General features: G+C 40.4%; 11 protein-coding genes and 1 pseudogene. 10 read left to right on the forward strand and 2 right to left on the reverse strand.

Annotation, left to right across the window (positions count from 1 at the left end):
- The 10 genes and pseudogenes from L0665_RS00370 to L0665_RS00415 all read left to right on the forward strand — a co-directional run.
- Positions 1-383: pseudogene (locus tag L0665_RS00370) on the forward strand (type II/IV secretion system ATPase subunit); the annotation flags it as partial.
- A 4-nt stretch (positions 384-387) separates the two neighbouring features.
- Positions 388-1989 carry an archaellar assembly protein FlaJ gene (gene flaJ, locus L0665_RS00375; RefSeq protein ID WP_274923748.1) on the forward strand — a complete coding sequence of 534 codons (1602 nt, stop codon included), beginning with the start codon at positions 388-390 and terminating at the stop codon, positions 1987-1989.
- A complete protein-coding gene (locus L0665_RS00380) occupies positions 1986-3500 on the forward strand; it encodes a hypothetical protein (RefSeq protein WP_274923749.1) in 1515 nt (504 codons plus the stop codon). Before flaJ ends, L0665_RS00380 begins: the two co-directional genes overlap by 4 nt.
- Positions 3500-4297 (forward strand): CheF family chemotaxis protein, encoded by a 798-nt coding sequence (locus tag L0665_RS00385; RefSeq protein WP_274923750.1) that lies wholly within the window; start codon positions 3500-3502, stop codon positions 4295-4297. Before L0665_RS00380 ends, L0665_RS00385 begins: the two co-directional genes overlap by 1 nt.
- Positions 4298-4413: 116 nt before the next feature.
- A complete protein-coding gene (locus L0665_RS00390; RefSeq protein ID WP_274923751.1) occupies positions 4414-4776 on the forward strand; it encodes a response regulator in 363 nt (120 codons plus the stop codon).
- A gap of 10 nt (positions 4777-4786) precedes the next feature.
- The gene (cheB, locus tag L0665_RS00395) at positions 4787-5809 is read left to right on the forward strand and encodes a chemotaxis-specific protein-glutamate methyltransferase CheB (RefSeq protein ID WP_274923752.1); all 1023 of its coding nucleotides are present in this window, start codon (positions 4787-4789) and stop codon (positions 5807-5809) included.
- A gap of 3 nt (positions 5810-5812) precedes the next feature.
- Positions 5813-8074: a chemotaxis protein CheA gene (locus tag L0665_RS00400; protein WP_274923753.1), complete on the forward strand. Its 2262-nt coding sequence runs from the start codon at positions 5813-5815 to the stop codon at positions 8072-8074.
- An 11-nt stretch (positions 8075-8085) separates the two neighbouring features.
- A complete protein-coding gene (locus L0665_RS00405) occupies positions 8086-8703 on the forward strand; it encodes a chemotaxis protein CheC (RefSeq protein WP_274923754.1) in 618 nt (205 codons plus the stop codon).
- Positions 8704-8718: 15 nt separating this feature from the next.
- A complete protein-coding gene (locus L0665_RS00410) occupies positions 8719-9210 on the forward strand; it encodes a chemotaxis protein CheD (protein WP_274923755.1) in 492 nt (163 codons plus the stop codon).
- 95 nt (positions 9211-9305) lie between these two features.
- A complete protein-coding gene (locus L0665_RS00415) occupies positions 9306-10277 on the forward strand; it encodes a ligand-binding sensor domain-containing protein (protein ID WP_274923756.1) in 972 nt (323 codons plus the stop codon).
- Positions 10278-10727: 450 nt separating this feature from the next.
- Here the strand turns inward: L0665_RS00415 and L0665_RS00420 are convergent, their stop codons facing one another.
- Together L0665_RS00420 and L0665_RS00425 are read right to left on the reverse strand one after the other, a co-directional pair.
- Positions 10728-11918, reverse strand: a complete 1191-nt coding sequence (locus L0665_RS00420) for a hypothetical protein (RefSeq protein ID WP_274923757.1) — start codon at positions 11916-11918, stop codon at positions 10728-10730.
- Between the two features lie 45 nt (positions 11919-11963).
- A complete protein-coding gene (locus L0665_RS00425) occupies positions 11964-13739 on the reverse strand; it encodes a ribosome biogenesis/translation initiation ATPase RLI (RefSeq protein WP_274923758.1) in 1776 nt (591 codons plus the stop codon).
- Between the last annotated feature and the right edge of the window lie 7 nt (positions 13740-13746).

Here is a 13746-nt window from a genome sequence, read left to right on the forward strand (position 1 = left end):
ACGTTGATAACCTGAATATCGTAATAATTCAGAGTGCAGTACGGAGACCAAATGGTGACATGGTGCGCAGAATGATCTCTGTCAATGAACTTGTTGGGTATGACCCTGAAACAGGTGGTTTTTCGTTTGTTGCAATGTTTATCTGGAATCCTGTTACCGATACGTTTGATTTCCCGGGAAAAGGAAGCAGTTTTCTTCTGGAAAATAAAGTTGCCACGCTTCTTGGTCTCCCTGAAGAACGAAGAGGGGAGATATATCTGGAAATAGATAAAAGGGCTCGCATATTAGAACGGCTTCATAAAGCAGGATATACAGGATTCTGGGATCTTTATCATATGATGACGAAGATCAAAAAGCAGGGTCTTTTGAAAATTGAGATCTGACACCATGTTTGAGTCACTGGCGGAAAACATCCGTGATAAATCCGGAGGCAAATTACCTTTTGAAGATACCGGGATTAAATTTAGGGCTTTTTTCACCAGGATTTCTGAAAACAAACGAATGGGTTCAGACATTCTTTTTATGGTCACCTATATGGCCTCAATCATCACTGCTGATGTATCACGGCCGGAAATTTTCGCATTCACAGCAACACGAAAAGAATACATAACATCAAAGTATATTGGGAAAGTCGAAACATTCGTAAAGCGATGGAACTATAATTATGCCAAAGCTCTTACGATGGTGGCTGAGCGAATAAGTAATCCCATGCTCTCCAGTATGTTTACGCGGTACGGAAACTCAATCAGTTCAGGGGTACCTGATGATGAATTTCTCCTGCTTGAACTCTCTACCGTGAGAAGTGTTTACCGGAGCCATTTCGAACAGGGCATTGAGATGGTGAAGAAATGGGGTGATGCGTACATCGCTCTGATGCTTTCAGCAACGATTGTTAGTATCATTATCATGGTCTCAATTGCGATTTATGCGCCTGATGATTTAAGTTCCACACTAAATACCTCATATCTTCTGACCATTGGTATCTCCATATTTGGTATCGGAACAATGTACCATGCAATTCCTGGTGACCAAAAATGCCATGAACTTCCTGGGCAGGGAAGTTATGAGCAGAGGATGATACAGAAAATGGAACGTTTTATTGTTCCTACGGTAATCATCACAACGATTCTTCTTTTCATCGGAGGGTTTAACGCTGGCCTGATTTTTCTGGTAATTGGAATCCTCCTTGTTCCCTTGGGAATATTTGGATTTATTGATGACACAAATATCATCGAGCGTGATAATGACTTCTCTGTATTTATCAGAAGTCTTGGAACGATTATGGGTGGCAAAGGGCTCACTGTTGGCTACGCCCTTGCTGAGATAGACACGAAAACGCTGGTAAATCTATCAGAGCCTATAAAAGCTGCTTATTCAAAGTTGAATCTTGGTCTGGATGAAAATCTTGTATGGAACCGGTTTGTCGATGAATGTGGTAGTAATCTCATTTCCAAATACCTGAATATTTTCCGTGATTCAATTAAACTCGGTGGCAGTCCTTCAGAGATTGCACGGATTGTCAGTTCATCCATGCTTGAACAGACATTGCTGCGTGAAAAAAGGGAGATGTTGTCGACAGGATTTATTGTTCTTCTTATACCAATGCATGTAGCAATGATTGGAATATTTATGTTCCTCTTCCGTATCCTGATTTCCATGTCACATGCAGTAACTGATGTGATGGCTTCATTTGATGCAGCAAGTGCAGCTATGAGTGATTCTGTTACATCAGTTGGAGGGACAATGACTGGTATGGTGAATATCTTTGTTAATTTTCCTGAAGATCAAATGGGGACATATATAGCAATTGTTTTATTAATAATTACTCTCTCAAATATTATTGCAGGAAAAATTGTAAAAGGTGGAGCAAATTATCTGTATTACGCATTTGGAAGTATAATGTTCACCCTTACGGGGCTTGTCTTTATTGTGACGCCGTTTATTGTTGATATGCTATTTCAGATTCCGACATTTGGAGGAGTACCATGAATGAATTTATCCGTCGTGTTGTAATGGTAATTGGCATTGTTACTATTGGAACAATTCTAATATTTTTTAATGCCTCAATTATAATCACCCTGTCTGCAACGCTTGCCTTTGGTGTCATTATGGCAATGGGTATCGGGTTGCTCAAAAAAGAAGATTTTAAGCGATTGAGCAATCTGAAGATACCTTCAATAAAAAATATCAGGCATAAGAAGGACAGCACAAAATCAGAAGATAAAAAACAAAAATCTAAAAAACCAGATTCAAAAAAAGATAAAAAAACACATAAGACCGGAAATATATTATCTCGATTTCATAAGAATGAACAAAATACCGATAAAACAGAAAAATCAAAAACAGAAAAATCAAAAACAGAAAAATCTAAAAAAAGCGAGAAAAATGGATTTTCGGCAGGTCTGAGCGCAGCCATTGGTTCATTCAAAACATCAATACATAAATCACGTGACAAAAACCATTCAGATAAAATAGATTCCCTCCTGAAAACAACAATCGACGAACCGGTTTTATCTCCTCAGGATAGTGCAGACAATCAGCCGGAATTAGCTTTACCTGATGATCCGGATGAATTGTCAGATGATATGGATCTCTTTGATGATGAGGATTTTGCGAGTCTGGATTCTCTTGATATTGAAGGTGAGGAGACTTTGTTCGATTTTGATGGAGGTAATTCCATTGAATCCCAATCAGAAGAGAAAGATGATTCTGGCACCCTGAATATGGATGATGAAATAAATTCTATCCTTCTTTCTGAAAATGCATTCGATGAAGATGAGGATTTTTCACCCGTATATCCTGATGGTACTGGTTCCTCTGCATCTCAATCAAAAGATACTGATAATAAAGAAAACCCTGAAGAAGAAGGGTTATTTAACTCAGATGAATTTTTCGTACAGGGTATTGAAGACGGACTTGATGAAGAATCATTTATTCATCTGCCAGAAACCCCCAATGAGAATCAGAAAACTTCTAAAGCTACTCTGAATGATTCACTGGACGAACTCAGTAACATCACTGAGTTTGAAAAACTGAATCAGGATGAGGATGAGTTTTCGGGTTTTGATGCCATCAATCTGGAAGAACTAGAAACAGATGATTTCTCTCTTGAAACAGATGAGATTATCATTGAAGAAGAAGAAATAAATGATGCCGATATTCTTCCGGATGACTTCATCCCTTCACCAGATATCGATAGCACAAAAAATGAAATCGATCAAAACACTGGAAATGATAATCTGTCTGATGGTTCGGGTTTCAGTAATTCTGAAATGAATGAATCAATGTCATTTTCAGGAAAAAATGAATATGATGACATTTTGAGTGTTCTGAAATCAGATATTAAAACAACAAAAAAGGCACCTCAGACAAGTCTCGTCCGTGAACTGAAAGATGTTCATGTCGAATCAAAGGATCTGGTTGAAGAACTTGAACTCGTTCTTCATGCAATGGGAGGAAAATCCGGAAAAACAAACGGTCAGGATGAGGAATCTGAATAATGAAGACAATTCCAGTTAAATTTGAAGCAGAAGGAAAATGGATATCAGCCAAAATTGGAGTGGATGAAACTACCATCAATCTGCCTGAACCAATAAATACAACAATCCTTATCAAATCAATCGATGATGTCCAGCAGAAAAAAAATATTATCACCATTTCTGTTGAAGAAAATATTTATCGAATTGCGACTGTTCCCAAAGCACTGGTCATATTAAAACGCGTAATTCTGATGGGGTGTTCCGGATATCGCCTCAGGGCATATTTTATGTCTCCTGCTATCAGGGGCGGAGTTATGGTAAATGATGCAGAATGGGAAAAAGGGGCTATTACCGTTCTTAAAACCGGCATTTGGTTTGTAAGCCAAAATCATCAGATTTGCATCCCCGTAGCTGATGTTGCAGCAATTGAACAGACACAAAGAGAGGTGCAGGGAACGGAAAAAGAAGTGGTAAAGATTGATCATGTTGAAACAGGAGATGTTTCCACAAGCTTTGTCCTTTGTCCTCCAACAACCCTTAAGGTTCTCTATAATTATCTAACTGATGCCACCAAAGGAATTTCGTTGGAAGGAGAACTGGACCCTCTTTCCAGTCAGGTGGCCATGTTGGTTTACAGTGGAATGGATACGCATTCTATTGAAGGAATGCTTGAAAAATCCCCGCGTGATATAGAAGCAATATATGACAGAATGCTGGGACTTGGACTGGTAGAAGTAGTCCAGACACGCCGTGAAGTAAAACTGACAACAAAAGGCGTCAGGTTTGTGACAGAAGCAGTCAAACCACCAACATTATAATTATTGTCCTGGTTTAAATATTATTTTCCTCATTTTTTTTTATTGGCAGAGATTCTGTCTAAATACATAATTCAGTACATTTATTACATATGTAACAAAAACGTATTTGATTACATATGGGAAGGATTCTGGTCGTTGATGATACTCTCTTTATGAGAACACTTCTAAAAAATATCCTGTTCTCAGGAAATCATGATATTGTGGGTGAAGCTGAGGATGGAGAGGATGCAGTTGAGAAATATTCGTCACTTCAGCCCGATCTTGTTACAATGGATATTGTAATGCCGAAAAAAAATGGGATTGAGGCATTAAAAGAAATTATGGCAATTAACCCGAAAGCAAGAGTGATTATGTGCACTGCTGTCGGACAGGAACAGATGGTAAAGCTTGCTATCAAAACGGGTGCCAAAGGATATATTGTAAAACCATTCCAGGCACCTAAGGTTATAGAAGAGATAAATAACGTATTAAAATCGTAAAACTGTCATTATGCTTAGGGTTCTCATTGTCGATGACTCAGTATTTATCCGGACTGTTTTATCAGATTTACTTAACCGTGCTCCGGAAATAGACGTTATCGGAACCGCATGCAATGGTGTCGAAGCGCTCCCGATGATTGAAGAGCTTAAGCCAGATGTAATAACGCTTGATATCCAGATGCCTCAGATGGATGGAATTGAAACACTTGAGCAAATAAAACATCTATCATACAGACCGAAAATTCTGGTATTAAGTACACTGACGTCACGTGATGCTGAACTGACATACAAGGCTTTGCGTCTGGGTGCTGACGATTTCATGCTGAAACCCCGTAATATCTCAAAGATGCGGGGTATTGAAAATGAATTAACGACAAAGTTAAAACAGCTTTTAAGTATATCAGAACCACAAAAATGTGCCCCTAAAACAAATACTCCTGCTAAAAAAATAATTGTTATTGGTTCGTCTGCAGGAGGGCCCCCAATGCTGGATCTGATTTTTTCGAATCTCTTAGGGGATCAAAATGCTGCATTTGTAATTACCCAGCATATGCCGGAAGGATTCACGGCGGCCCTTGCAGAACGGCTAAACAGAATATGTCCCATGCCGGTTAAAGAAACAGAAAGTGGCGATATCCTCAACAATGGCCACGTATATCTCTCAAAAGGAGGGTATCACACGGTAATTTCACGATCTATAGATAAAACGGGCCGCCAGGGTGGGCATATAACACTGACGAAATCAGCTCCTGTGCATGCTGTCCGTCCTGCTGTTGATATTACCTTTTCTTCTGCTGCAAAGGTGTTTGGAAAGAACTGTTTTTCTGTTATCGTCAGTGGAATGGGAAATGATGCAGGAGAGGGAGCACTGGCAATAAAAAATGCAGGAGGCACTAACATTGCAGTTCGGGAAGAAGACTGTCTTGTCTATGGTATGGTCAGGTCTGCATTAAAGCGAGATTGTATTGATAAGGTTGTTCCACTTAACAGAATAGCCCGTGAAATAATGAAATATATCGCAAATAAGGAATAAATTATGCCTGAAGATGACACATACCGGAAGCTTTTTGTTGCTGAATCCATCGAAAACCACGAGAATATTGTAAATAACCTCTTAATTCTTGAAAATGGATCGGATGATACAGCAATTGATGAGATATTCCGGGCTGCCCATACTCTGAAAGGGATGTCAGCATCCATGGGATTTGATGAGATGGAGACTCTTTGCCATTCCATGGAAGATGTTCTTCATCTGATTCGAAGTGGTGAACGCAGTGTCGATAAAGACCTTATTGATATACTCCTTGCCTGTACGGACAGAATTGAAGAGATGCTTGACGATATTGAATTGGGTGGGGACAGTTCAACTTTCAATTCACGGGAATTGGAAGGTAAACTAAAATCACTCATATCAGAAGAAAATGCAGTGTCCGGAAATAAACCAGGGCCGGTTGCTCAAATCAATATGGAGTGTCCGGAACAACAGGAAAAATATTCACACCATATTTCCCTCTCCATTGATGAAACCAGTCAGATGAAGGATATCCGTGCACTGCTTGCTCTTGCAAATCTAAAAGAAATTGGAGATATTGTCAGTTGCAATCCTACCCCTGAGAAACTGGAATCATCAAACTCAGGTTTCAGCGGCACGATGAGTCTGTATATTCTTACCGATTCAGATGAAGACACCATTCGGAATGCAGCAAGCGTCTCGGAAGTAACTGATATCACAATTCGACCATTTTCACTGCTACAGGAAGAGGAATTTGAGGAACAGGCATCCACAGATGGTACTCTGAATACTACCAATAATCTCTTTAAAGTAATTATTACTGTTTCAGAAGGGAGTGATCTGGGAGATGTACGGGCACTGATTGCATATCAGAATCTGGCTGATATCGGACAGATTATTTCATCTAAACCATCTTTTCAGGACCTTGATGAGGGGAAATTTTCCGGATTATTGACAGTCATCCTTCACTCTGATGCCGGATCAGAAGCTTTACATGATGCAGCGTCAGGTGTTGACATTCAACATGTTCTGGTTGAACCTTTTACTGAAGAAAATGACGTAAAAGTTGAAACAAAACCTGTTTCAAATATAACAGAATCAGAAGATGATGCAATAAAAAGTCCGGAAAAAACACCCAAAAAATCCAAAAAGAAAGAAGTGCAAAATATCAGAGTAGAGATTCACCGCCTTGACCAGATGATGAATCTTGTAGAAGACCTTGTTATTACCGGAGGAAGACTCCGTCAGATTGCCCACCAATACAGTAGCAAGGAGATGGATGAAGCGCTTAATATGGTCAGTCGCTCTGTCTCTGATTTGCAAAACCTCATGATGAATATTCGGATGATTCCCCTCAGCCAGATATTTAACCGGTTTCCCCGTGTTGTAAGAGATGTTGCAATGCATGATGGAAAAGAAGTTGAATTCATCATGACGGGAGCGGAAACCGAACTGGACAGAAGCGTTATAGACGGGCTGGGAGATCCTCTGCTCCATCTGATTCGAAATGCCGTAAACCATGGTATCGAGAGACCTGAAAAACGAATAATGGCAGGGAAAAATCCCAAAGGGACTGTTGTCCTTTCTGCATGGAGAGAGCAGGGAAATGTTGTTATTCAGCTGAAAGATGATGGCGGCGGTATTTCATCACAGGTAATTCTTACAAAAGCTATCGAAAAGGGTCTTATTACCGTTGAACAGTCAAACAATCTGACCAGAGATGAAATAGTAGATCTTCTTTTTATGGCAGGTTTCTCCACCGCAGACGAAATTACTGACATCAGTGGGAGAGGTGTTGGACTGGATGTAGTGAAAGGTGCCATTGAATCGTTAAAAGGAACAATTAACGTAGAAAGTGAAGAAGGCAAAGGATCAACATTTAAGCTGATTCTTCCGCCTACAATGGCAATTATTGAAGTGATGATGGTTCGGATTAATGGTCTTCGGTGTGCAATTCCCATTGCTGCAGTTGTTGAAGTTGCAAGAATTGACCGTACTGCAATTACCCGGATTGGAAAGAGTGAAGCCATTCCGTTCAGGGGTGAAGTCCTCCAGATTCATCATTTAAATGAAATGTTTCGTGGAGAAAGCAACGGGGATATTGTTGTTGTCATACAGTATAAAGGCACAAAATGTTGTATCCCGGTTGATGTGGTGGATGGCCAACAGGAAGTTGTTGTCAAACCATTAAGTAACGTAATTGGAAAATGTAAGGGAGTTAGTGGTGTCACGATTCCCGGCGATGGTGACGTAGTTCCCATTCTCGATGTGAATTCAATGATATAAGGAGGCTGAAAATGGATTTAAATGAACAACAACTGGATATGCTAAAAGAAATGGGAAATATTGGTGCCTCACATGCAGCGACATCTCTTTCCCAGATGTTAATGTGTGAAATTGAAATGACCGTGCCAGAGGTTTCTGTTATCGATATTTCTCAGGTCAGTGAATACTTCGGTGAAGAAATATCAGCCATGGTTGTCTTTGAAATACAGGGAGAAATACAGCCTGCCGGTTATATTGTCTGTCATGTCCCAAGAATGTCGGCTATCAGGCTTACCAACACAATGCTTGGTTCAACCGATGAAGACAGGGAATTCAATGAAATGGATGAGAGTGCAATCACAGAAATTGGCAATATTATGATCTCCCATTTCCTTGATGCAACAGCAGAACTTCTTGGCGTTGTCATGTTGCCATCACCACCTATGGTAACAATTGATATGGCCCTTGCTGCCTTTGAAAATATTCTTGCGCAGGTGACGTCAGGAGATATAAACGAGTTTATTCTCTTCTCAACTGAACTTAAATCCGTAAATAATGATATCAAAAGTACAATTATTATGCTTCCTGAAGAACAGACTCTCGTACAGATTCTGAGACTTCTTAATAATCTTATAAACCCAGAGATATAGGGGCGGAACTTCTCAATGGATAAAAAAAATGAAACTGGTTCAAGGGGGGAAAACGTTGGAATTGGAGAGTATAAAACCGGAATTACAAAAATTTCATCGATTGGACTTGGATCTTGTGTCGCATTCATTTTGTATGACAGAAAACTAAAAACAGGCGGACTGGTGCATGTGATGTTGCCTGACAGTAATGGCAAAAGCGAACGGCCGGGAAAATTTGCTGATACTGCAGTGCCTCTTCTTGTTTTGGAAATGGAAAAACGTGGTTCATCACGCAGGAGTTTATCTGCGTATCTGGTTGGGGGAGCAAGTATGTTTCAGCAATTTAAAGGAAATCTCGATATTGGGAAACGAAATGTATGTGCATTAAGGGAGCATCTTATTGAATTGCGTATTCCTATTGAATCCGAAGATATCGGTGGAACATCCGGGAGATCGGTGAATTTTTTTCCGGAAGACGGAGGAAAAATTACCGTTCGAAGAGCAGATGGAAAATGTTACGAGCTTTAATTTTTTTTATAATTTTCTTTTTCATCATTGTTCCGGTATCCGGAACTATCGTTACCTATATACCGGATAATGGATCAATTTCTTCGCTTGATGTTATGGATATCAGTGAGAGCCATGATGGCATGATTACCTTTGCAACCACAAATGGTCTCTCTCTTTTTGATTCAGGATGGGCAACAATTCAGGCAGAACCATGGGAATATGAAACCGGACTACAGGACAATTATATTCAGACAATAGAGTATGATGAAAATAATGTACTCTGGCTTGGTTTTTCCGCAGGAGTGCAACAATATGATGGAATAACATTTACCAAAGTTGGCACAAACGAAATTTTTTCCACAATGCCTATACATGATATTCTCCGTGATAACGATAATATCTGGATTGCAAACGGTAATTCCGGGTTAAATGTTTATTCTGATGGGAAATGGGAATGGATCCGTCCATTTACGGAAAATGGCCCTGGTGCCTATTATATCACCTCTATGGCAAAGGACCATGCTACAGGAAATTGTATAATAACAACTCGTCTCAATGGTATCTGGAAAGGGATATCTGATGAAGAGGGACTACGATTTGTCCAAATTTCCATCAATGAGGAAGAGTCAGGAAAAATGACTAACGTTGTAGATTATCCATTTGGTGGGGTAATTATTTTCAACGAAAATACGATTCAGTATTATTCAGAATCAGGTGGTATTGTTCCCATTGCGAACTATGCAGCCCTTGGGTATGGCGTTTCCCGGATCAATGATGTTGCTGTAACAGAGAACGGGATATTTGTTATTGGTACAAATAACGGTCTTTATGGATATTATAATGGTGAAGTTATCGTCCATATCACCCGAAATATCGATGGTATTTCCAATGATGAAGTAACGAAAGTCTTCTCTGACTCAAAAGGACGATGGTGGTTTATTACCAAAGGAGAAGCAGGATACTATCAGATGGATGATATACCCGAAAAAATACCGGTTTCAATAGTGGATGAATATATTTCGGACAATTCATATTCGTCAGAATCGTCAGAACCCATCCAGGTACCGGTTCATTATACTGAATGATTCAGGAAAGATGTCTGATATGAGATGCACAGGCATCCTGTTTCACACCGGTTTGGGACTTTTTTTTCACACAAAAAAAAGGTAGGCTCTTCGTCGTTTTCTGTGGGTATTCAATTAACCAAATCGAAAAGCAAGGGAGGGGTGCCCCCTCCCTGCATGACCCACCCCACCAGATGAGATAGGTTGCAGGTGGGATAGGCAAGTATCCCACCTGCTTGTTGTTTTTGTTCAGATAATATGACATTAATGGGATGTGTTTCATCCAAATCTGAAATCATACAGGGACTATTAAGGAGTATGTGCCTGTCAAAAAGAATTTTACTCCCCCCGTATTTCTGTGTTTTTTGGTAAATGGTGTGAATACGAAAGGTGTGTTACCGTTCATGACCAAAGAGAATTTCCCGGATATTCACCCACACCAATTAGCGAAGAGCCAAAAGATATGATAATCTAGGTGTGAATCTTCATGACTTTTTTTGCATACAGATCAATAGAGTCCATGAATATCATATGGGCTCGTTTTGATTTTTCTTTATCATCTGAAAATATATCCTGAACGATATAGTCTAACGGGATGAAAAAATAGGACAATGAGTTAAATCTGCGTGATAATTCCCGAAACTGTGCAACTGATTCCTTTTCCTGTTCTTTTAGAACATAAAATGCCCAGTCCAGTATCTGTATCAGGTAAACAGGCATTCCTTTCCCTGCTGCCATTGAACGATATTGAGTATATGATGTCTTCCCTGTTGCAATAAGAGAAAGTTTCAGGCCATAGTATATTGGTTCAATACTGTCAGGATATTGCTGCATCATCTGTTTTACAATCCCGTTTGCCCCAACTCCGTCACCCTGTTCAAGCCTGAAATTAAACGATTCCCGGAGAAAATCAAGATCATTATAGAATTTAACGGTTGCAATATTGAGAAGTTCAACCCGTTTTGCCTCATTTTTATCCTTTTTTGCCTTTTCTAACCCGACTTGGATGAACCATCTTTCATTTGGGAACCACCAGTGAGTCATTTTTATCATAAACCAAAATGCATTATCAACATTTTCATCATCGCATATGTCCAGTGGTTTCAGGCGATAGAGAGGAGGAGTAACCCGCACCATTTCCAGTAACTGTTCCCGTGCTGCAAGTTCAGTCTCCTTATTCTGCCGAGATAATTCTGATTTTTCATCTCCTTTTTTGGATTTAGATATGGAATAGTAACAATATGCAATATAAAATCCAATTCTTGCATCATGCTTCCAATAATCGGCAAAATAGGTAATTGCGTCCTGGAAATACCCTGATGAGAGAAGCTGCAAGCCACCGAGAATTCTGAGAGAAGCCTTTCCGGAAGAACGTTTTGAACGAATGGCAGTCTTCATTATTCGCTCAATATTTTGCTTTGAATCTTTCTGACTGCCCTTTGTCATTACCCGGTATGCAATACTGTCAATAAATTCATCATACTTTGAACTATCAATATCCGGAAATCCATTGTCCAGTGCGGATACGATATGAGCAAAAAAAACAGGGAGATTTATGGTGATTTTTTCGGAATTATTATCAATATATGAATAGAGATCCTGCCGCAGGTTTTCAATTTTTTCATACCGGATTGCATCTCCGAGTTTTTCATCCTGTGCCATAAATCACCTTTTAATTATACTATTCACATTAAAAACGATAAATCCCTACGAATTTGAAACGTCCGCATAATAGTATTCGCCCTTCGCCCGCTGTTCTCTGTCAAGGTATGATTCAGGTTTATTTATTCGTGGACGTCCGGACTGATCTCTCCTGAACGTTATTCCCAGTCCTTTCAGGAAATGATTCATACCATCTTTCATATCATAGGGGCCATATGCAGAACCTGTGACACCGGGAGTTCCGTCAAAGACAAGCATTCGCTCACTGATCATATCAATAAGATAAATATCATGGTCGATTACAATGATTCCTGCTTCATTCCCTTCTGCATGCCGGCGAAGAACCCGTGCCAGTTTCACCCTCTGTTCAACATCCAGGTGAGCACTTGGCTCATCAAGAATATAGAGGTCAGCATCCTGTGAAAGACAAATTGCTATCGAAACACGCTGCAGTTCACCACCACTCAACTGGTCCACAGATGACTGGAGAAGGGGGGTAATTGACAGAGGTTCAATGATTTCATGCTGGTAATATGAGGAATCAAATGAACGGGACGCCTGCCTCAGAAGGAATTCCACTGAGACCGATGAATCGGCTTTTACATACTGCGGTTTGTATGCAATTTTAATTTTTTTATCCATCTCGCCACTGTCAGGTTTTTCAACACCTGCAAGAATCTTTGCAAATGTACTTTTACCTATACCATTTGCACCGACAAGACCCAGCACCTCTCCTGCCTGAATTTTCCCGGCAGAGATGGTGAGGGAAAATGAATCACCATACTTCTTCTCCATCACCGGAAATTCAATGAGTGTCGGGCGGACGACATCCCGCTTGTGGAACCGCTTTTCAAAGGTGACAGCATAATCCCTGAAACGTACATTTTCTTCCGGTAAAAATCCTTCCAGATACTGATTGATACCAATCCTCACCCCTTTTGGCCGGGTGATGATACCAAAAACACTTGGTTTTCCGTATGCTACATGCACGGTATCTGCAAGCATATCAAGAATGGCGAGGTCATGCTCTACAATGACCACCGGGCGTGTCTCTGCCAGTTCCCGGATAAGTTTTGCAGCGACCATCCGCTGGTAGATATCAAGAAATGGTGTGATTTCATCAAGGAAATAAAAGTCTGCATCACGTGAGAGACAGGCGGCAATGGCAATACGCTGCAGTTCACCACCACTCACCTTTCCAATCGGACGGTCAAGAATGGATTCAAGGCAAAGTTCACTGATATAATAATCCAGCACTCCCCGTTCATCTGTTGATTTCAGAAGTTCAGACACCGTTCCCTGAAAAACCTTCGGAATATAATCAATATACTGCGGTTTCAGCGACGGCTTTATCAATGATTTTGAGACCTGCTGAAGGTATTCATAGAGTTCTGTTCCGGTATATTGTTTTAATATCCCTTCCCAGTTGGCGTCGTCTCCCGGCTTCCCCAGATTTGGGACAATCTGCCCGCAGAGAATTTTAACCGCCGTACTTTTCCCGATACCATTGGCTCCAAGAATTCCGGTTACTTTCCCTTCAACCGGGCTGGGAAGTCCATAGAGTGCAAACCCGTTTGTCCCATAGCGATGTGTCGGGTTATCCAGTTCTTCGGGCAGGGTAACAATATCAAGTGCACCGAACGGGCATTTTTTAATGCAGATACCGCATCCTACACAGAGCTCTTCTGAGATAACCGCTTTTCCTTCCTCTCCGATAATAATCGTTTCATCACCGGTACGGACACGCGGACAGTACAAAATACATTCTTTGCCACACTTTATCGGGTGGCACCGATCACGATGAACAACAGCAATTCGCATAGTATAT

Source organism: Methanogenium marinum (assembly GCF_028912405.1).
In the GTDB taxonomy this organism is placed as follows: domain Archaea; phylum Halobacteriota; class Methanomicrobia; order Methanomicrobiales; family Methanomicrobiaceae; genus Methanogenium; species Methanogenium marinum.